The organism is Providencia sp. SP181 (assembly GCF_050446505.1).
Lineage (GTDB): Bacteria > Pseudomonadota > Gammaproteobacteria > Enterobacterales > Enterobacteriaceae > Providencia > Providencia vermicola.
Genome location: NZ_JBBPXM010000008.1, coordinates 171,185 through 191,639, shown reverse-complemented (window position 1 = coordinate 191,639; position 20,455 = coordinate 171,185). Strand labels below are relative to the sequence as shown.

Below are 20,455 nucleotides of genomic sequence, written 5' to 3'. Positions count from 1 at the left end.
AAATTAAAAATCATAAGTTTATAAATTAACATTTAGTTAACTTTGGCTGTTATTCGTTTATAACATAAAAAAAGATAAGATAATCAAAATCATGGCGTAAAAAACTGTAAAATCTTGTGATGTTTAGTCATGGTGAGTGTCTGCCTTGGCAGTGTGGAACAACCCCCGCCATAAGCGGGGGAGAATAAACAAGGTTAAAAAGCGATCGTAACTTTGGCATCAATATTGTTATCGTGATAATGCCCAGATAAAAATTTATTGTAGTTAATTGATAGCTTAGTATTTTCTTTTATATTGATATTTGTACCGACTTTTAACGCGACGCCATGGCGTGCTGCTGGGGCACTATGTATCGTAAATGCGCTCGTCGTATCAGAAAAATTCAATTTGACCCCTCTATTCAAGTTGCCATATTGATATTGCCAGTTAAGTTCACCATGTAGACCGATATTTGACTCATTACCGACTTTCCACTGGTTATCAAGACGCAGCCCTATTGTCGATAAACGAGAGCCAATATACTGTTTACCTGCTTGCAAAGAGGTGTTGTTGATGTGCTCATTGATAGCATAATTCGTTGTGTTGATATAAGTGAAGTTGGTGAATGGTTCAAGGTTCATCCAACGGGTGTTAATCGGATAGGCCATTTCAATAAACGCTTGGTGGGTATTGGTATAATAATTCGCGGAGTGACTTGTGCCATCACTGATTGCGCGTTCAGTGTGAACGAGGTGTGAAGTATGGCTAAGCCCTGAACGAACGGCGATCGGTTGCCATACTGCACTACCATAAATAGCGGCATGGTAGTTATTACTGTGACCTTGGTCTAGGTGATTAGATAATGAACTTTGGCTAAAACCTGCGGCGATGCCGAATGTCATTTTATCATTAATAAAACGTCGGTTTGCACCGAGTAATAGACCATAGCTTGATGATTTATACCCTGTCGCATTGCTATCACCCGTGGTTTTATCCCAGTCGTATAACATGTTAACCCACACATTACCTTTGTCTTCGCTATTTAATGATTCAGATAAGCGAGCTTGTTGCAGTACGGCCTCTTTAATTTGACGGCTATCATTTAATTGGTTTGATAATACGTCAGCATATATTTGCCCGGTTACATCACTAAATAGGGTTTGAGCCTCCTGCTTTGAGCGACTTTTTAACGTTTGTTCATACAGAGGGTGGCTTATCGGAAGCCTATCAATAGCGTTAGCGGCAGCTTTTTGATTTGGCGTGGTAGCCGCACTGGAAAATGGGGTATTATTACGCCCTATTTTAAGTGTGACCTCTTTCGGGGCGTAATTCAGCGTGGTTCCAATAAACTGATAATTAGGTAAAACGGTATCGAATTGGCCATTAACCCCTTTTTGAGCGCTAAGGATCGTATATTGAGTACCAAACAAGCGGTTAATATCGAGCTTAGAGAGAGGCTCGTTTTGGTTTTCAAATGAGACGGTGACGATACCGCCTTTTAATGAAGCGCTGCCTTGGCTAATGATTTTATCGTTATTACCTTCAGGGGTGATTTCCACCAAATAGTGGCTATCAGGCGCAAAAGTTATTGAATCAACAATGTTAATTGTACCAATAGAATGACCTGGAGCAACTGCAGCGCCTTGGTTGGCGGTTAATTGTTGAATGCTACCGTTGCCCGTCAGTAGACCCTGATGATGAATATTAACTGGGGCTCTGACCTGCCCCCCTTCGAGATCCAAGGTTCCTTTATTAATATCAATTGCGGAGTCTAAGTTTTTTTTAAGGGTCACTTTGCCGCCATTAATATGGGATTTTTGCAAATATTTATTTTCGCCTGCTAACACTAAGTGGCCTTGATTGACGGTGAGACCTGCAAAAGTATTGTTGCCGGATAATACGAGGGTTCCATGGCCATTTTTAATTAATTTTCCAACGCCTTGAATATTATTTTTCCACTCATCTAACTCGCCAAAATTAGCGATATCCAAATCATTAGTTTCTTGATTAACAACCAAGTTTTCATATAAATAAGCGGGGCCTTGATAAGCAGCAGGTAAGTTAATTAACCCCCAATAAGTATTGGGATCATTTTCTTTGATATTCCACCCAGCAATTGAATGGCTTGGGTATGCCGTGCTGGCTAAAATATTATTCCATTGTTTATTATTTAGGTAAGGGAAACGTAATCGAAGTAAATAACTGGCAGTTTTAGGGATATTTTTAGGCTCGATATTAGCCGTATTTTGGGTGTTTTCTTTTCCATAATAGCCGATATGCTCATTGGTGATAGGGCTAGATACTGTTAAGCAGTTTTTTTGGTTATTTGGACATGATGATGAAATATCTTTACGGATATTTTTTGCGGATTCAACAATGAATTTGGTGTTTTTTTCATCAGACAGTAGTTGTGATAATAAATAATAATTACCGACACGAGAAGCGATAGTATCGGTGGCAAAGTGTGCGCCAACAATCACGCGGCTTTCACCATATTCAATTGCTCGGTTGAACATTTCGCTGCCTTTTTCGGGAAAAATCATCGCTAATACTGCGGCTTGTTTGAAACCATTCCACGTATGGCCACTTGGGTAAGATGAGCCCTGTATTTTTGAATATTCAGCAATATAATGACCATCGTCATCCAAGACTTGGTAAGGGCGACCGCGTTTAAAGTGGTCTTTAAGAATAAAATCAATCGACCGTGTACGTTGTTTTTTTTCGTCATAAGCACGGGTACTTGTATTATGTAATAAATTGATTTCTTGATATTGTTTATGGTCTCTTATATTAATATCATGTTCACCAAACAGTATGGTTTGATAACTGTTAAATAAATAACCCGAGTCTTGGGATTTATCTGCGAGCGCTAATTTCTTCCTTTCCCCAGTGATACTGGTGTATTCACGACTAATAAGCCTATCTTGCTCAGCAACTGCACTGCCTTCTTTAGGTGTGCTATTAATAACATTGTTTTTAATATCCTCAAGCCATGTACTTCTGATATCAATAATATTTTCCTCTAATTCTAAAACATGAGTTTTTGCTGTTAGAGTATTCGTGAATATGAATGGTAATAAAGTTAGTGACGCTGAAATAAAAAATTTTCTCATTGTAACCCCGCTAATGCTATTAGTGATTTTTCATTTGGCGGAGTTTATTGATAATATATTTATTTTTTATGACAGTTATTTGGAATGAAAAAGTCATACTAATTAAAGTGTTAAGTTTTATTTTTAATTATTTTCTTGTGAGTAAAATTGCTTCTTATTGATGGGAGTTGTTTTTTTATTCTTTTATTATAAATTTAATTAAATCGTGGAAATAAGATAATCGTTATAAAAATTTTTCATAAAAAATAACCCCAGACTTTCGTATGGGGTTATTGAATTTTATTCAACCAACAGAATAATTAGATATCGATATTGGCTGCTTTTAAGGCGTTTTCTTCGATAAATGCACGACGTGGCTCTACGGCATCACCCATTAACGTGGTGAATAGTAGGTCAGTTGCGATTGCGTCTTTCACTGTCACACGCATCATACGGCGGGTTTCTGGGTTCATGGTGGTTTCCCAAAGTTGTTCTGGGTTCATTTCACCAAGGCCTTTATAGCGCTGTACGTATAGGCCACGACGGGATTCACGAGTCAACCAAGCCAGTGCTTCTTCGAAATTACTGATATCTTGGCGGCGTTCGCCACGCTGGATATAAGCGCCTTCTTCAATTAAGCCACTGATTAAGTCACCTAAGTGCGTGATACGACGGTATTCGCTGCCGTGAACAAAATCGAAGTCTAAATTGTAGTCGGTATCAACACCATGGGTACGGATACGAATAGTGGGTTCGAATAGCTGGCGCTCACGATTTTCGGTAATTGTGTAGCTGTAGGTGCTACCAAATTGTTCGTTATCTTCTAAGCGTTTAACTAACGTAGCAGCCCATTCTTCGACTTTTGCGCTGTCTTTTAAGTCATCTTCGGTGAGTGTTGACTGATAGACCAAGCTGTTAAGCAGTGCTTGCGGGTAAAGACGCTCAAGACGACGGATAATGCGGTGAGCTGCATTATATTCGACAACCAGTTTCTCAAGCTCTTCACCTTTCATGGCGGGTGCTTCAGCACTTAAATGCAGCTCAGCACCATCAAGAGCGATAGAAATTAGGTAATCGTCCATTGCATCGTCATCTTTAATGTACTGTTCTTGTTTACCACGTTTCACTTTATACAGTGGTGGTTGAGCAATAAAGATATGGCCGCGCTCAACAATTTCAGGCATTTGACGATAGAAGAAGGTCAACAGTAACGTACGAATGTGCGAACCATCGACGTCGGCATCTGTCATGATAATAATGCTGTGATAACGCAGTTTGTCTGGGTTATATTCATCGCGACCGATACCACAACCTAATGCGGTAATCAGGGTTGCAACTTCCTGAGAAGAAAGCATTTTATCAAAACGCGCTTTTTCAACGTTAAGAATTTTACCTTTCAGAGGTAGGATGGCCTGGTTTTTACGGTTACGCCCCTGTTTTGCAGAGCCGCCCGCAGAGTCCCCTTCCACAAGGTACAGTTCGGATAATGCAGGGTCGCGTTCTTGGCAGTCAGCCAGTTTACCCGGTAAGCCTGCTAAATCTAATGCGCCTTTACGACGAGTCATTTCACGAGCTTTACGTGCTGCTTCACGTGCGCGTGCGGCATCAATAATTTTCCCAACGACAATTTTGGCGTCATTTGGGTTTTCCAGTAAATACTCAACCAGTTTCTCATTCATCATCGTTTCAACCGCAGTTTTCACTTCGGATGACACCAGTTTTTCTTTGGTTTGTGATGAGAATTTAGGATCAGGCACTTTCACAGAAATAACCGCAATCAGACCTTCACGGGCATCGTCACCTGTTGCGTTGACTTTGCTTTTCTTCTGATAACCTTCTTTTTCCATGTAGTTGTTCAGTGTACGCGTCATCGCGGCACGGAAACCTGCAAGGTGAGTACCACCATCGCGTTGTGGAATGTTATTGGTAAAGCAGTAAACGTTTTCTTGGAAACCATCATTCCACTGCATTGACACTTCAACACCAATACCGTCTTTTTCGGTTGAGAAATAAAAGACAGAAGGGTGGATAGGGGTTTTATTACGGCTTAAGTATTCAACAAAAGCTTTAATACCGCCTTCATAATGGAAGTGGTCTTCTTTGCCATCACGTTTATCAATGAGTCTGATAGAAACGCCCGAGTTTAAGAAGGATAACTCACGTAAACGCTTCGCTAATATATCATATTCGAACTCAGTGATGCCTTTAAAGGTATCCATGCTTGGCCAAAAGCGGACGCGTGTCCCTGTTTGGTCAGTTTCACCAACAACGGACAGAGGGCCTTGTGGCTCACCGTGTTTGTAGATTTGTTCGTGAACTTTGCCATCACGTTTGATAACTAATTCTAATTTTTCAGATAAGGCGTTAACAACCGATACCCCGACACCGTGCAATCCGCCGGAAACTTTATAGGAGTTATCATCGAATTTACCCCCTGCGTGCAGAACGGTCATGATGACTTCTGCGGCAGAGACACCTTCTTCTTCGTGGATACCCGTTGGGATACCACGTCCATCATCCTGTACGGAGATAGAGTTATCGGCATGGATAGTGATAACGATATCGTCACAAAAGCCTGCGAGGGCTTCGTCGATAGCATTGTCGACAACCTCGAAAACCATGTGATGAAGACCTGTTCCATCGTCTGTATCACCGATATACATGCCCGGGCGCTTACGCACCGCATCCAGTCCTTTTAATACCTTGATACTTGAGGAGTCATATGTATTCGACATCAACGTTTCCTGCTCTTTCTATTTCTGAGGTTGAACTTCTATTTTGCCATGTTCTACGCTAAACATCTTGCTATTTGCATCTATCATATCATTAACTTGCTCGGGTGTAATGGCACTGACAAACACCTGTGCTTGCGTAGCTTTGAGGCGAGCTGCCAATAATTGACGGCGGCCCGCATCGAGTTCGGAGGCAAAATCATCCAGCAGATACAGGCATTGCTGCCCGCTCTGACGGGTGAAAAACTCACCCTGCGCTAACCTAAGTGCACACATCAACAGCTTGAGCTGTCCCCGTGATAGCATATCTTCAACGGGTGTACCATTGGCTCTGATACGCAAGTCCGCTTTATGTGGCCCTGAAGCGGTATAGGTTAGTGCTCTATCACGCTCAAATTGGCGTTCTAGTTGTTCTGAATAATCAATTTCTTTATCCCAGCCGCGTTGGAAGGAAACGGATAATGAAAATTCGGGTAAAAACTGTTGGCAAGTCTGCTCTATATTTTCAGCGATGCCAGAAATATAGTCTTGGCGCCATTGGCTTATCTGCTCTGAAAGCGGTGCTAACTGAGCATCCCAATGGCGAATTTGCTCATAACGAGTGACTTGCCGTAAAGCGGCATTTCGCTGCTTTAATAACCGTTTTAAATCTGACCAAACAGAGAAAAACAGTGGGTCATTGTGAAAACAGCCCCAATCAATGAAAGCGCGTCGATATTTAGGGCCACCATTGAGTAAGGTAAAACCTTCAGGGGTAATTAACTGCATTGGCAATAATTTTGCTAATTCAGCTATTTTATGGCCATCTGTTCCGTCAATTCGGACTTTACTGTCACCTTCGCGGTTTTTGCTTAAGCCTAATGAAAGGTCGTTACGCGTTTCATCTAAGTGGCTAAGTTTACCATGAAGAATAAATTGTTCTTGCTCATGGCGTATAACGCGGTTCGCTTGAATGCTGCGAAATGCACGGCCATGGCCTAAGGTGTATATTGCTTCCAATATACTGGTTTTACCGCTCCCATTTGGGCCAATGAGAAAATTAAACCCATTGGCTAAGGAGAGATCCGCATTTTCTATATTTCGAAAATCGCGGATCAATAAACGCGAAAGGATCATAAATACCGATTACAAACGCATTGGCATGACGACATAAACAGCGGCTTTGCTGTCGGTATCTTCAATTTGTACGCTAGAAGTTGCATCAGTTAGCAGCAGCTGTACATTTTCACTTTTCAGTGCGTTAAGGACATCTAAAATGTAACTGACGTTAAAGCCGATTTCCATTTCAGTGCCTTGATAGCTCACGTCAACGATTTCTTCGGCTTCCTCTTGCTCTGGGTTATTCGCCGTGATGCGCAATTGGTTTTCGCTAAAATACAGACGGACACCGCGGAATTTTTCATTTGATAAAATTGCCGCGCGAGAAAACGCTTGTTTAAGTAAATCACAACGCGCTTCTAATGTTTTGTCTGGGTTTTTCGGTAATACGCGGCGGTAATCAGGGAAACGACCATCCACCAATTTAGAGGTGAAAATAAAATCGCCAACATGGGCTCGAATATTATTGCTGCCAATTTGCAATTGCAGAGGTGCATCGCCACCATCTAATAAACGCATTAACTCAATCACGCCTTTACGTGGAACAATGACAGAGTGGGATGGCAGTGATTGACCAATATCCATCGCGCAAACAGCCAAACGGTGGCCATCGGTTGAAACGGTTCTGAGCATTTGGTCTTCAGTTTCAAATAACATGCCGTTGAGGTAATAACGGACATCTTGGTGCGCCATTGAAAACTGAGTCGCTTCAATTAAACGTTTCAGTATTGATTGCGGAAGAGAAAACTCAACCTCGCTTTGCCAATCATCCAAGTTTGGAAAATCAGCCGCAGGCAGCGTCGATAATGAGAAGCGGCTACGACCAGAACGGACGAGCAGTCTGTCATCATTGAGCTCTACATGAATTTCAGAACCCTCAGGTAATCCACGCCAAATATCGAAAAATTTGCGTGCGGGCACCGTTGTTGCGCCAACTTCATGTTCCCCAGTTAGGGTGACATTGGCCATCATCTCCATTTCAAGGTCGGTTCCAGTGAGTTGGAGGGTGCCTTCTTTTACCTGTAATAAAAGGTTACCTAAAATAGGCAGAGTTGGACGCCCACCTAAAGGACCACTAACCTGTTGTAACGGTTTTAATAACTGCTCGCGTTCTATTATAAATTTCATAGCAATTAAGATGATAATGTTCTGATTAAATTAGAAAAATCTTCTTTGATGTCATGGCTTTCTTCTCGTAACTGTTCAATTTTACGACAAGCGTGTAACACCGTGGTATGGTCACGGCCGCCAAAGGCATCCCCGATTTCAGGTAAACTATGGTTAGTTAGCTCTTTCGCTAGTGCCATTGCCATCTGACGCGGACGTGCGACAGAACGAGAACGGCGTTTTGAAAGTAAATCTGCTACTTTAATTTTATAATACTCAGCAACTGTTTTCTGAATATTATCAATAGTTACCAGCTTTTCTTGTAGTGCTAATAGGTCACGCAGTGCTTCTCTGACAAAATCGATAGTAATCGCGCGGCCAGTAAAGTTTGCGTTGGCAATCACACGATTTAACGCGCCTTCCAATTCACGGACGTTCGAACGCAGACGTTTTGCAATGAAAAAGGCCACTTCACCTGGAAGTTGGATTTCATTTTCATCTGCTTTTTTCATTAAGATCGCTACACGCGTTTCCAGTTCAGGTGGTTCAATAGCGACGGTTAAGCCCCAACCAAAGCGTGATTTTAAGCGATCTTCCACCCCGTTGATTTCTTTCGGATAGCGGTCGGATGTTAAAATAATTTGCTGATTGCCTTCAAGTAATGCGTTAAACGTATGGAAAAATTCTTCCTGTGAGCGCTCTTTATTGGCAAAAAATTGAATATCATCAATTAATAATGCATCGACAGAACGGTAATAGCGCTTGAATTCTTCAATCGCGTTGTTCTGTAAAGCTTTGACCATATCTTGAACAAAACGTTCAGAGTGCATGTAAACGACACGTGCATTGGCCTTATGTTGCATGATGCTGTTACCTACAGCATGTAATAAGTGGGTTTTACCTAAACCTGTTCCACCATAAAGGAATAATGGATTATAGGCGCCACCTGGATTTTCAGCCACTTGCCTCGCTGCTGCGCGAGCCAATTGGTTCGATTTACCTTCAACAAAGTTATCAAATGTATGCTTAGGATTCACATTAGAACGATAAGCGACATCAGGTTGTACTTTGGCTGAGTTGTCCCAACTCGGTTTAACGGGGGCTGACGGTACGGCAAAAGCAGGCACTTCATGAATGGTGCGTGCTTGGGGGGCTGCCGGCGCGACGGTAATCGGTTTATTGCCTACTTCAAAGTGTAGTGCAGGTGCGTCAGAACCACAAAAATCATTCAATAATTCATTGATATTATTGATGTATTTATCCCTAACCCAGTCGAGAACGAAACGATTTGGGGCATAAAGTGCCAATGTATTATCGTTTAATTCAGCTTGAAGGGGGCGTATCCACATACTGAATTCTGTGGCAGGTAGTTCATCCTGCAATCGGGCAAGACATTGCTGCCAAAGCGAAAGTGACACGTTGGGCTCCCCTAAACAAGGTCAATGGAACAAAGAAGTACGGATTTAAACACAGAATTTTCTAAGAGCCATTTTTAAAACGACTCAGAGTGGTTTTAGATTAACTTTAACTCACCGCATATTGCTGATCTGTGGATCAGAATAGACCTGCGATCATACCGCAAAATTCACCAGAGATCTTCATTCTTTTACACAGTTTTTATGCTTTTTATCCACAGGTAAATGTGATAAGGCATCGCCTATAAGGAAGAAGTTAGCTGGGCTACTTGAATTTTTGTTCGTTTTTCCACATGGCTGGGGATAACTCTAGACGATTTAGTGAAAATATTCCTTAAGATCAAAAAATATTTTTAGATCGCGGGAAGATCCTTGCGCTTTAGGGTGGAGTCCGTATAATCTTCCTCCCTGTGCACAGTGCTGATGTGGTTTTTACACGAAACTGAGGTATACTTGTTGGGTTCTGCGTTCTGTTCTCGCGTTAACGTTAGACTTGAATACAGACGAAAAGCAGGTTGTCAGTCAGTATGAAAATAGAATCATGAGTTGACTGTCACAGCATATGTCGGCAAACCGGTCAGCCAGGCTATAAATAAAAGTGGTTTGATTGCGTCATTTTATTGACGTGACCCCCTATGTTTTATTACAATCCTGCCTCTTTCTATATTGTTGCGATAGAGGCACAGGTGTAAATCAGTTTCCACTGGTTGCCAACGCGTTTACTGAATCAGTAATAAATTTTAAAGTTAGGTAGAAATCGTTATGAAACGCACTTTTCAACCGTCCGTACTGAAGCGCAACCGTTCACACGGTTTCCGTGCTCGTATGGCCACTAAAAATGGTCGTCAGGTCCTGGCTCGCCGTCGTGCTAAAGGCCGCGCTCGTCTGACCGTTTCATCTAAGTAATAAAGCTAGCCCTCTATTCCAGTGGTTACGCTCGCTTTTACCCGGGAGTTACGCTTGTTAACTCCCAGGCATTTCGATAATGTCTTTAAGCAGCCGCAGAGGGCGAGTTCCCCAGAGATAACAATCCTTGGTCGCCTAAACGAGCTGGGGCATCCCCGCATCGGTCTTACCATCGCCAAAAAAAATGTTAAACGAGCTCATGAGCGAAATCGTATTAAGCGATTAGCGCGTGAATACTTTCGTCTGCATCAACACGAGTTGCCTTCAATGGACTTTGTGGTATTGGTAAGGAAAGGGGTTGCCAATCTCGACAATCAACAGATCACGGAAGCATTGGATAAGTTATGGCGTCGTCACCGTCGCTTGGCTCAAAAATCCTGATCATGCTGATCAGAGGCTACCAACTGGCGATTAGCCCGTTGTTAGGGCCTCGTTGTCGCTTCAATCCTACTTGTTCAAATTACGGAATTGAGGCATTGCGCAGGTTTGGTATGCTAAAAGGGAGTTGGTTAACGGCGAAACGCGTATTAAAATGCCACCCTTTACACGCTGGTGGAGATGATCCTGTCCCACCCAGAAAAACTGATGATAATAGAGAATTATAACGATGGATTCGCAACGCAATCTTCTACTCATCGCTTTGTTGTTCGTGTCGTTCTTAGTTTGGCAGGCCTGGGAGAGCGATAAAGTTGCTCAGGACGTTAAAACTGTTCAAACTTCGCAACAAGCGGATATGCCAAGCAGTGATGCCCAAGCAGTAACTAGCAGTGGGCAAGGTAAGCTCATCACCGTTAAAACGGATGTACTGGATATTCGCATCAATACTCGTGGTGGTGATATCGATGAGGCTGACCTGTTAGCCTATCCTGCGACCCTTCATTCGGAAGACCCTTTCCGTTTACTGGAAACTAACCCAGGCTTTGTCTACCAGGCACAAAGTGGTTTGATTGGCCCTCATGGCCCAGACAACCCAGCAAATAATAACGGTGAACGTCCGCTATACTCTGCAGATTCTGCAACTTTCACATTAGCGAACGGCCAAGACGTATTACGTGTACCAATGTCATTTACGGATAACAACGGCGTTGTTTACCAAAAAACGTACATTGTAAAACGCGGTCAATATACGGTTGAAGTTGAATACAGCATCCAAAACCCTACAGCACAGCCGCTAACGTTGGCGTTTTTCGGTCAGTTAAAACAAACTATCGAATTACCAAAAGAACGTGATACAGGGAGCAGCAACTTTGCTCTGCACACATACCGCGGTGCGGCGTATTCTTCCGATGAAAACAACTATAAAAAATATAGCTTTGGAGACATCGAAGATAAAAACCTGAGCCTGACAACGAAAGGCGGTTGGGTTGCGATGTTGCAACAATACTTTGCGACAGCTTGGATCCCTGCAAGCGCAGAGAAAAGCACGTTCTACACCATCGACCTTGATAAAAAATCTGCCATCATTGGTTATAAGAGTGAACCAATGACGATTGCCGCAAATGGCGCAGGTACTTATTCATCAACGTTATGGGTTGGCCCAGAAATTCAGTCTGAGATGGCAGCAGTTGCACCACACTTAGACTTAACTGTTGATTACGGTTGGTTATGGTTTATCTCTCAGCCATTGTTTAAATTGCTGAAATTTATTCACGGTTTCGTGGGTAACTGGGGTATTGCCATCATCGTTATCACCTTTATCGTTCGTGGTATCATGTATCCGCTGACTAAAGCGCAGTACACCTCCATGGCGAAAATGCGTTTACTGCAACCAAAACTGGCGGCAATGCGTGAGCGTATTGGTGATGATAAACAGCGTATGAGCCAAGAAATGATGGCGATGTATAAAGCAGAAAAAGTAAACCCACTGGGTGGTTGTTTACCGCTGCTTATCCAAATGCCTATTTTCCTTGCACTTTACTACATGTTGATGGGTTCTGTTGAACTGCGTCATGCACCGTTCTTTGGTTGGATCCAAGACTTGTCTGCACAAGACCCGTACTACATCCTGCCAGTATTAATGGGTGTGACGATGTTTGTTATCCAGAAAATGTCACCAACAGCAGTCACTGACCCAATGCAGCAGAAGATTATGACGTACATGCCAGTTGTGTTCACTATCTTCTTCCTGTGGTTCCCATCAGGTCTGGTACTGTATTATATCGTGAGTAACTTAGTAACCATCATCCAGCAACAAGTGATTTACCGTGGCTTGGAAAAACGTGGTCTGCACAGTCGCGATAAAAAAGAGAAAAAATAATCTCGGTTCTCAGTAAGATGGGAATGGCTTCACAAAGCGGGATTCTATAGTAGTATTAAGGCGACCAGATAAGGTCGCCTTATTCTTTTCAAAAAGTCAAAGACAGAGAAACATCATGCTGATTAACGATACTATCATCGCACAGGCAACACCTCCCGGTCGTGGTGGTGTCGGTATTTTACGTGTATCAGGCCCGAAGGCGGCACTGGTTGCTGAAACCGTATTGGGGAAACTTCCTAAGCCGCGTTATGCGGATTATCTCCCTTTTCGTGATGTGGAAGGCGCTGTTCTTGATCAAGGCATTGCGATTTATTTTCCTGGCCCCAACTCCTTTACAGGGGAAGATGTTCTTGAGCTACAAGGGCATGGTGGCCCGGTCATCCTTGACCTATTACTGAGAAGAATTCTAGCTATCGATGGTATTCGTATCGCAAATCCTGGAGAGTTTTCTGAGCGCGCATTTTTAAATGATAAGCTCGATTTAGCCCAAGCCGAAGCGATTGCAGACTTGATCGATGCAAGTTCTGAACAGGCTGCGCGCTCTGCGATGAACTCTTTACAAGGCGCATTTTCTTCCCATATCCACCAGTTAGTGGAAGCACTCACTCACTTACGCATCTATGTGGAAGCCGCGATTGATTTCCCTGATGAAGAAATTGATTTCCTTTCTGACGGTAAAATTGAAGCCAAACTCAATGAAGTTGTGGCAGATTTAGAACAAGTTCGCTCCCAAGCTCGCCAAGGTAGTTTATTGCGTGAAGGAATGAAGGTGGTGATTGCGGGGCGCCCAAATGCAGGGAAGTCCAGTTTGCTTAATGCATTAGCAGGTCGTGAAGCCGCAATTGTAACCGATATTGCGGGGACCACGCGTGATGTACTGCGTGAACATATTCATATTGATGGGATGCCACTGCATATCATTGATACCGCAGGTCTGCGCGAAGCCAGTGATGAAGTTGAGCGTATTGGTATCGAGCGCGCATGGAAAGAGATTGAACAAGCTGACCATGTGTTGTTTATGGTGGATAGCACCACAACCAATGCCACGGAACCACAAGAAATTTGGCCTGAATTTATGGCGCGCTTACCTGATGAACTTCCGGTCACCGTCATTCGTAACAAAGCAGATATGACAGGCGAACCAGTTGAGTTTATTGATAATACTCGTTATCCGTTAATTCGTTTGTCTGCACGTGAAGAAAAAGGTATTGATTTGTTGCGCGATCACCTAAAAGAAACCATTGGCTTTAATAGCAATACTGAAGGTGGTTTCCTTGCTCGTAGTCGCCATTTACAAGCACTGAATGCAGCGGCCGTTCACCTAGAACAGGGATATGACCAGTTAGTGAACGCTCGCTCCGGTGAGTTATTGGCAGAAGAATTACGTTTAGCTCAACAAGAGCTGAGTGAAATCACAGGTGAATTTACCTCTGATGATTTATTAGGCCGTATTTTCTCCAGTTTCTGTATTGGAAAATAGTAAAATCTGAGAGGGTATCAGCCGATTATTGAATTCGTGCTGATACCTGACCTAAAAACAGCTGAGCAACGCATTACATATAAGTCATCATTCACTTTTGAATATTAAATCACTACTAAAATTGTTATTTACCCTGTTATTTTTATTTTAATTAAATAATAAAAAACAATATTAATTTTTATGTTATTTTTTACATGAATAAAAAAACTATCATTAACCCTGTAATTTAAATTTTAAATAAAGGGCTCAATGATGGAAATATATGATGTAAAAAGTGTTAATGAAAAAATTAATATTGATATTATTAAAAAAAATAGCAAAGAAAAGCTTCATACCTTTTTTTTCGAACGCACTAATTCGAATTTTTTAAAGTTGTATTTCTCACATATTAATTTACCTAAAAATAGTTTTGTTGAATTTGAATATGGGGATAGCGTTATACAGCGAGAAAGTTTTTATCAGATGAATGAGGCGATAATGACGATCCCGAGTAGCGGCGTTAATATTCGTGTTAGATTACCATTACTCACTGATGTAGAAAATGTTTTTTCTTTTTTCCTAGATTCGATTGAGCACGATAATCACTCAAGGGTGATTATCGGCCAAGACGAACGAAAACCTTATATGTGTTATGAAGGAAGCACAATTGCGGAGTATGCGTTATCAAGTGCAGCTGCACGTATTGGTGGATGGGGGTCTTGTTCCTTAATTGGTAGTGAAAACCATGTTCTCACTAATAACCATGTTGTCGAAAGTGATCCTAATTTAATCAATGGCGAAATATGGTTTAATTGGTTTAATGAGACTTGTAGTTCGACATCCGCAGTGACTGAACCTGTTCGTTTAAAGCCAGGCAGGGTATTAAAGCGGGGGATCAGCGCTAGCGATAATGATTATGCATTATTTACCTTAGATGAATTTGACTATTTAAATTCTAATGTGAAAGCATTATTTGGTGGGCTAGCATTAAGCCAAAGTAATCCGGTTAAAGGCGAGAATATTTATATTCCACAATATGGTGATGGTGGTTTACGCCCAATGCATATTGGCGATATAAAAAATGGCAAATTTGCTGAGATATTAAACGTTGAAAATAATGGCAATAAAATAGTTCATAATGCTGATACCCAAGGGGGATCATCAGGTTCTCCAGTTATATCAAGAGCCAGTAATCAAATTATTGGATTACATTGGGGGGGCGGGACTGTCAATGTGGGTGTCGCAGTTCAAAATTTGAATGCTGAATTAGGCGGGTTGATTGGAAATAGCAATATATCCGTTATTGGGCTTGGTCATGTTGCATCAACCAACCTGGAACTAAATCCCATTAATGCGTTAGAAACATTAATACCGATATCACTGAATGAAGGGAGTAGTATTATTCCTTTTGATACGGTGAAAATTGAAGACTATGAAAATTATTCAATAATGTATGTTGATGCTATTGATTTAGTGACTCATGAGATATTCCCGTTGTCATTTAAAGCAAGTGTAGTGAAAGAGGGGCATCAAACACATCTCCATGATGATGAGATCACAGGAGATGTGTTCTTAAAGTTCTATCATTTTGACATTGAAGCAGAAAAATTAGTGAAATGTTGGATTGCATTCAAAATATCTAATGATAATCAAAATATTAAAAATCACGTTATCCGGTTGATTTATGATAGATATGATCCTTATGTGGCCCCATTTGATATCGAAAGTGCTGAAATGTTAGCATTGAACCTTAGCCAAGATAAAAAAAATGCGACAAGCTACACGGTAAATGGCAATGATTATTATGGGTTTGTTGCGTTGTATCGCGGGCAGGGGCCACTGTCTTTGGTCTGGATTGAAAAAGCATACTCACAGGTAAAGGGGCTGTTAAAGAATTCATTAGGTGATGAAGTCCTTGTTAATTTCAGAGCTTCTCGCCAAACAGAGTGCGCTACGAACTCAATGAATACGGCTGCTTCATGTGCTTCCCAGAATAAATTCTCTCGGCTAGTATTGGAATACTTTCCTAAAGATAACCCACACCTTGTATTAGAAAATAGTGTTTATGAAGGGATCATTCCGTTGCAGGCAAAATCATGGCAAGGGGAACCCAGCAAAAACATTTTAATTAAGGTCTCTTTGCAGTCTGAATAACTGTCGTGATTTAATATTTCTCTGTATTTGAATGAATTAAGGTGTTTAGTAAATCAATATTGCCATCCAGTGTATTAGCTGAAATTTAGTGTATGCACTGTTTATTAAGGCCAAGTTCGAATGTGAGCGTTTTAATCTGCTATTAATCCCTTTCTTGTTTGTGGGTGGGGTGCTGCATTCACTTTCAGGCTCAACACGTTAATCCGTAATACGGCTACCATGGGTAAACACCGTCGCTTTACCTTGGCGGCAAAAACCCACTAAGGTTAAATTGGCTTTCTCTGCTACTTCGATGGCAAGTGCGGTCGCGGCGGAAACAGCAAACAGAATTTCCGCGCCGCAGCTTGCGGCTTTTTGCACCATTTCATAACTGGCACGGCTGGAAACCAAAACGGCTCCTTGTTGCCATTGATGACGGCTTTTCATTCCCAGTAGTTTATCAAGAGCAACATGGCGGCCGACATCTTCACAACCACCGACTAATTGACCTTCTGGGGATATCCATGCAGCGGCATGGGTACAGCCTGTTAGTGCGCCAATTTCCTGTACTTTTTTCAATTCATGCAATGCATTATCAAGGTGCGAGAGAGAGAAGGTTTGGCTGAAAGGTAGGGGAGAGATAGGCTTAAAAATTTCATCAAGCTGCTCTGTGCCACAAATACCACAGCCTGTGCGGCCTGCTAAATTACGACGACGTTCTTTGAGTTCCATAAAGCGGCGGCTAGATAATTCCACGTGAACTTCAATGCCCCGATTGCAGCCTTCAACGATATCAATTCCACGAATTTCATCACTGGACTGTATTATGCCTTCCGAAAGTGAGAACCCGACAGCGAAATCCTCAAGATCTTTTGGGGTTGCCATCATTACCACATGGGATATGCCATTGAACACTAATGCAACAGGATATTCTTCTGCAACGTAATCTTTCACTGGTGAATCAAGGTTGCCTTTTTGTTGCGCAATTGTGCTGTTTAAGCCAATCATTTGGGTGATTTGGGAGTCATTTGTAGTATTTGTTTCATACATTAGATGAATTCCTAGCATTAATGATACATAATATTAATTATGGGTAAAAAGAATTTACACCATTTGCCAGGCAATGAACCTGGGACGTAAGGAAGACGTTGAATAAAAACAGTTTACCTGATTATCGCAATTGACGTTAGGTAAACATGAGCAATGTAAATGAGGAGATCCCCATGCAAGTCAGCAGAAGGCAGTTCTTTAAGATCTGCGCTGGCGGTATGGCAGGTACGACGGCAGCGGCGTTAGGTTTTGCACCTGCAACCGCGTTAGCGTCAACGCGCCAGTATAAATTACTGCGTGCGAAGGAAACCAGAAATACCTGTACCTACTGTTCTGTCGGCTGTGGGCTGTTAATGTACAGCCTCGGTGATGGCGCGAAAAATGCAAAAGAGAGCATTTTCCATATTGAAGGGGACCCGGATCATCCGGTAAACCGTGGTGCACTTTGTCCGAAAGGTGCTGGACTTATCGATTTCATCCACAGTGAAAGCCGCTTAAAATACCCCGAAGTGCGTGAGCCTGGTACCAATGAGTGGAAACGTATCACGTGGAACGACGCTTTTGACCGTATCGCTAAGTTGATGAAAGAAGACCGCGATGCGAACTTTATCGAAAAAAATAAAGACGGTGTCACGGTTAACCGTTGGCTAACCACCGGTATGCTGTGTGCATCAGCTGGAAGCAATGAGACTGGTTTTGTAACACAAAAATTCACCCGCGCTCTCGGCATGCTTGCCGTAGACAACCAAGCGCGTGTCTGACACGGACCAACGGTAGCAAGTCTTGCTCCAACATTTGGTCGCGGTGCGATGACCAACCATTGGGTTGACATTAAAAATGCAAACCTAATCGTTGTTATGGGTGGTAATGCGGCAGAAGCGCATCCAGTTGGTTTCCGCTGGGCGATGGAAGCTAAAATCCATAATAAAGCCAAATTAATTGTTATTGACCCACGCTTTACCCGTACAGCGGCAGTGGCGGATTTCTACACGCCTATCCGTTCAGGTACAGATATTGCGTTTTTATCAGGTGTTATCAAATACTTACTGGATAATGAAAAAATTCAGCGTGAATACGTGGAAGCGTATACCAATGCGAGTTTAGTGATCCGTGAAGATTTTGGCTTCGATGATGGTCTATTTACTGGCTATGATGCAGAAAAACGCCAATATGATAAGACCACGTGGAACTATGAGATGGATGAAAACGGCCTTGCGCTGCGCGATCCGACTCTAAAACACCCACGTTGTGTACTGAATTTATTAAAAGAACACGTTAGCCGTTATACACCAGAAGTGGTGAATAACATCTGTGGTACGCCAATCAAAGACTTCCTGCAAGTCTGTGAATACCTTGCAGAAACCAGTGTTAAAGATAAAACAGCATCGTTCTTATATGCGTTAGGTTGGACTCAACATACGGTGGGTGCGCAAAACATCCGTACGATGGCGATGATCCAATTGCTCTTAGGTAATATGGGTATGTTAGGGGGTGGTGTAAACGCACTGCGTGGGCACTCCAATATCCAAGGTCTGACTGACTTAGGTTTGTTATCACAAAGCTTACCAGGTTACTTGACATTACCATCAGAAAAACAAACCACATTAGAAAGTTATTTAGCGGCGAATACGCCGAAAGCCACGGTGGCCGGTCAGGTGAATTATTGGGGGAATTACCCGAAATTCTTCGTGAGCTTAATGAAAACCTTCTACGGTGATAAAGCGCAGAAAGAAAATGACTGGGGCTTTGACTACTTACCGAAGTGGGATCAAGGCTATGACGTGCTGCGTTATTTCGAGATGATGGATAAGGGCGAAGTCAATGGTTATATCTGCCAAGGCTTTAACCCATTAGCGTCATTCCCGAATAAAAACAAAGTGGTTAAGTCGTTATCAAAACTGAAATTCTTGATTACTATTGACCCACTGAATACGGAAACGTCGAATTTCTGGCAAAACCACGGCGAAATGAACGATGTAAATCCAGCGGAAATTCAAACGACGGTATTCCGCTTGCCATCTTGCTGTTTTGCTGAAGAAAATGGTTCGATTGTTAACTCAGCACGTTGGTTGCAGTGGCACTGGAAAGGTGCAGATGCCCCAGGCGAGGCCATCAGTGATGGTGAGATTCTGTCGGGTATTTTCCACCGTTTACGTCAACTGTACAAAACCGAAGGTGGGGCACTTCCTGAGCAAGTGCTTAGCATGACTTGGAACTACTTGGATACTGATAATCCAACGCCAGAAGAAGTCGCGCAAGAAAACAACGGTTATGCATTAGTTGACCTCAAAGACGCTGACGGTAACGTTCTGGTCAAAAAAGGCGATCTACTGAGCTCGTTTGCACAGTTACGTGATGATGGTTCAACTGCAAGTGGATGCTGGATTTTTGCCGGTAGCTGGACGCCGAAAGGTAACCAAATGGCGAATCGTGATAACTCTGACCCAACAGGTCTGGGTAACACATTAGGTTGGGCATGGGCATGGCCGCTGAACCGCCGCGTCATTTATAACCGTGCATCGGCAGACCCAATGGGTAAACCGTGGGATCCGAAACGTCAAATTCTTGAGTGGGATGGCAGCAAATGGACAGGGATGGATATTCCTGACTATAGCAATGCACCTCCTGGAAGTGGTGTAGGGCCGTTTATCATGCAGCCTGAAGGTATGGGACGTTTGTTTGCACTGGATAAAATGGCCGAAGGCCCATTCCCAGAGCACTATGAACCTATCGAAACGCCGCTGGATACTAACCCACTGCATCCAAATGTGGTGTCTAACCCTGCGGCTCGCGTGTTTAAAGACGACTGGGCGCAAATGGGTAAAGCGACAGAATTCCCTTATGTGGGAACCACTTATCGTTTGACCGAGCATTTCCACTATTGGACAAAACACGCATTACTGAATGCCATCATTCAACCACAGCAGTTCATTGAAATTGGTGAACGTTTGGCAAATGAAAAAGGCATCAAGCAAGGCGATACGGTGAAAGTGAGTTCTAAACGTGGCTACATTAAAGCAAAAGCGGTGGTCACCAAACGTATTCATACGCTGAAAGTGGCTGGAAAAGATATCGATACTATTGGTATTCCAATTCACTGGGGCTTTGAAGGTTTGGCGGTGAAAGGCTTTATTGCCAACACGCTAACGCCATATGTGGGCGATGCGAATACACAAACGCCGGAATTTAAATCATTCCTTGTCAACGTGGAAAAGGTGTAAGGAGAT

At 42.6% G+C, this 20,455-nt stretch carries 13 protein-coding genes; 7 read left to right on the top strand and 6 right to left on the bottom strand.

Features of this window, described 5'->3' with window-relative positions; translation table 11 throughout:
- Positions 1-194: 194 nt before the first annotated feature.
- From AABS66_RS15210 to dnaA, 5 genes are all read right to left on the bottom strand, one after another.
- On the bottom strand, positions 195-3,092 hold the full coding sequence (locus AABS66_RS15210) for an autotransporter domain-containing protein (RefSeq protein ID WP_430225127.1): 2,898 nt from the start codon (positions 3,090-3,092) through the stop codon (positions 195-197).
- A 299-nt stretch (positions 3,093-3,391) separates the two neighbouring features.
- A complete protein-coding gene (gene gyrB / locus AABS66_RS15205) occupies positions 3,392-5,806 on the bottom strand; it encodes a DNA topoisomerase (ATP-hydrolyzing) subunit B (RefSeq protein WP_206085621.1) in 2,415 nt (804 codons plus the stop codon).
- 18 nt (positions 5,807-5,824) lie between these two features.
- Positions 5,825-6,919 (bottom strand): DNA replication/repair protein RecF, encoded by a 1,095-nt coding sequence (recF, locus tag AABS66_RS15200; protein ID WP_206085623.1) that lies wholly within the window; start codon positions 6,917-6,919, stop codon positions 5,825-5,827.
- 9 nt (positions 6,920-6,928) lie between these two features.
- Positions 6,929-8,029, bottom strand: a complete 1,101-nt coding sequence (gene dnaN, locus AABS66_RS15195; protein WP_430225126.1) for a DNA polymerase III subunit beta — start codon at positions 8,027-8,029, stop codon at positions 6,929-6,931.
- Between the two features lie 5 nt (positions 8,030-8,034).
- Positions 8,035-9,426: a chromosomal replication initiator protein DnaA gene (dnaA, locus tag AABS66_RS15190; protein WP_206085627.1), complete on the bottom strand. Its 1,392-nt coding sequence runs from the start codon at positions 9,424-9,426 to the stop codon at positions 8,035-8,037.
- A gap of 759 nt (positions 9,427-10,185) precedes the next feature.
- Here dnaA and rpmH point away from each other — a divergent pair.
- The 6 genes from rpmH (at position 10,186) to AABS66_RS15160 (ending at position 16,199) form a co-directional block, all read left to right on the top strand.
- Entirely contained in the window at positions 10,186-10,329 is a 144-nt protein-coding gene (gene rpmH, locus AABS66_RS15185; protein WP_004906236.1) for a 50S ribosomal protein L34, read from the top strand.
- A 21-nt stretch (positions 10,330-10,350) separates the two neighbouring features.
- The gene (gene rnpA, locus AABS66_RS15180; RefSeq protein WP_004906229.1) at positions 10,351-10,710 is read left to right on the top strand and encodes a ribonuclease P protein component; all 360 of its coding nucleotides are present in this window, start codon (positions 10,351-10,353) and stop codon (positions 10,708-10,710) included.
- Positions 10,674-10,934, top strand: a complete 261-nt coding sequence (gene yidD / locus AABS66_RS15175) for a membrane protein insertion efficiency factor YidD (RefSeq protein ID WP_036959180.1) — start codon at positions 10,674-10,676, stop codon at positions 10,932-10,934. The genes rnpA and yidD overlap by 37 nt, the downstream gene beginning before the upstream one ends.
- Before the next feature lie 2 nt (positions 10,935-10,936).
- On the top strand, positions 10,937-12,586 hold the full coding sequence (gene yidC / locus AABS66_RS15170; RefSeq protein WP_206085629.1) for a membrane protein insertase YidC: 1,650 nt from the start codon (positions 10,937-10,939) through the stop codon (positions 12,584-12,586).
- Between the two features lie 115 nt (positions 12,587-12,701).
- Positions 12,702-14,066, top strand: a complete 1,365-nt coding sequence (mnmE, locus tag AABS66_RS15165; RefSeq protein ID WP_206085632.1) for a tRNA uridine-5-carboxymethylaminomethyl(34) synthesis GTPase MnmE — start codon at positions 12,702-12,704, stop codon at positions 14,064-14,066.
- 462 nt (positions 14,067-14,528) lie between these two features.
- On the top strand, positions 14,529-16,199 hold the full coding sequence (locus AABS66_RS15160; protein ID WP_206085634.1) for a trypsin-like serine peptidase: 1,671 nt from the start codon (positions 14,529-14,531) through the stop codon (positions 16,197-16,199).
- A gap of 198 nt (positions 16,200-16,397) precedes the next feature.
- On the opposite strand, the gene fdhD is transcribed toward AABS66_RS15160, so the two are convergent.
- Entirely contained in the window at positions 16,398-17,228 is an 831-nt protein-coding gene (gene fdhD / locus AABS66_RS15155) for a formate dehydrogenase accessory sulfurtransferase FdhD (protein WP_430225125.1), read from the bottom strand.
- 173 nt (positions 17,229-17,401) lie between these two features.
- Here fdhD and fdnG point away from each other — a divergent pair, with 173 nt between their 5' ends.
- Positions 17,402-20,449 (top strand): formate dehydrogenase-N subunit alpha, encoded by a 3,048-nt coding sequence (fdnG, locus tag AABS66_RS15150; protein ID WP_349415923.1) that lies wholly within the window; start codon positions 17,402-17,404, stop codon positions 20,447-20,449.
- The last annotated feature ends 6 nt before the right edge of the window (positions 20,450-20,455 follow it).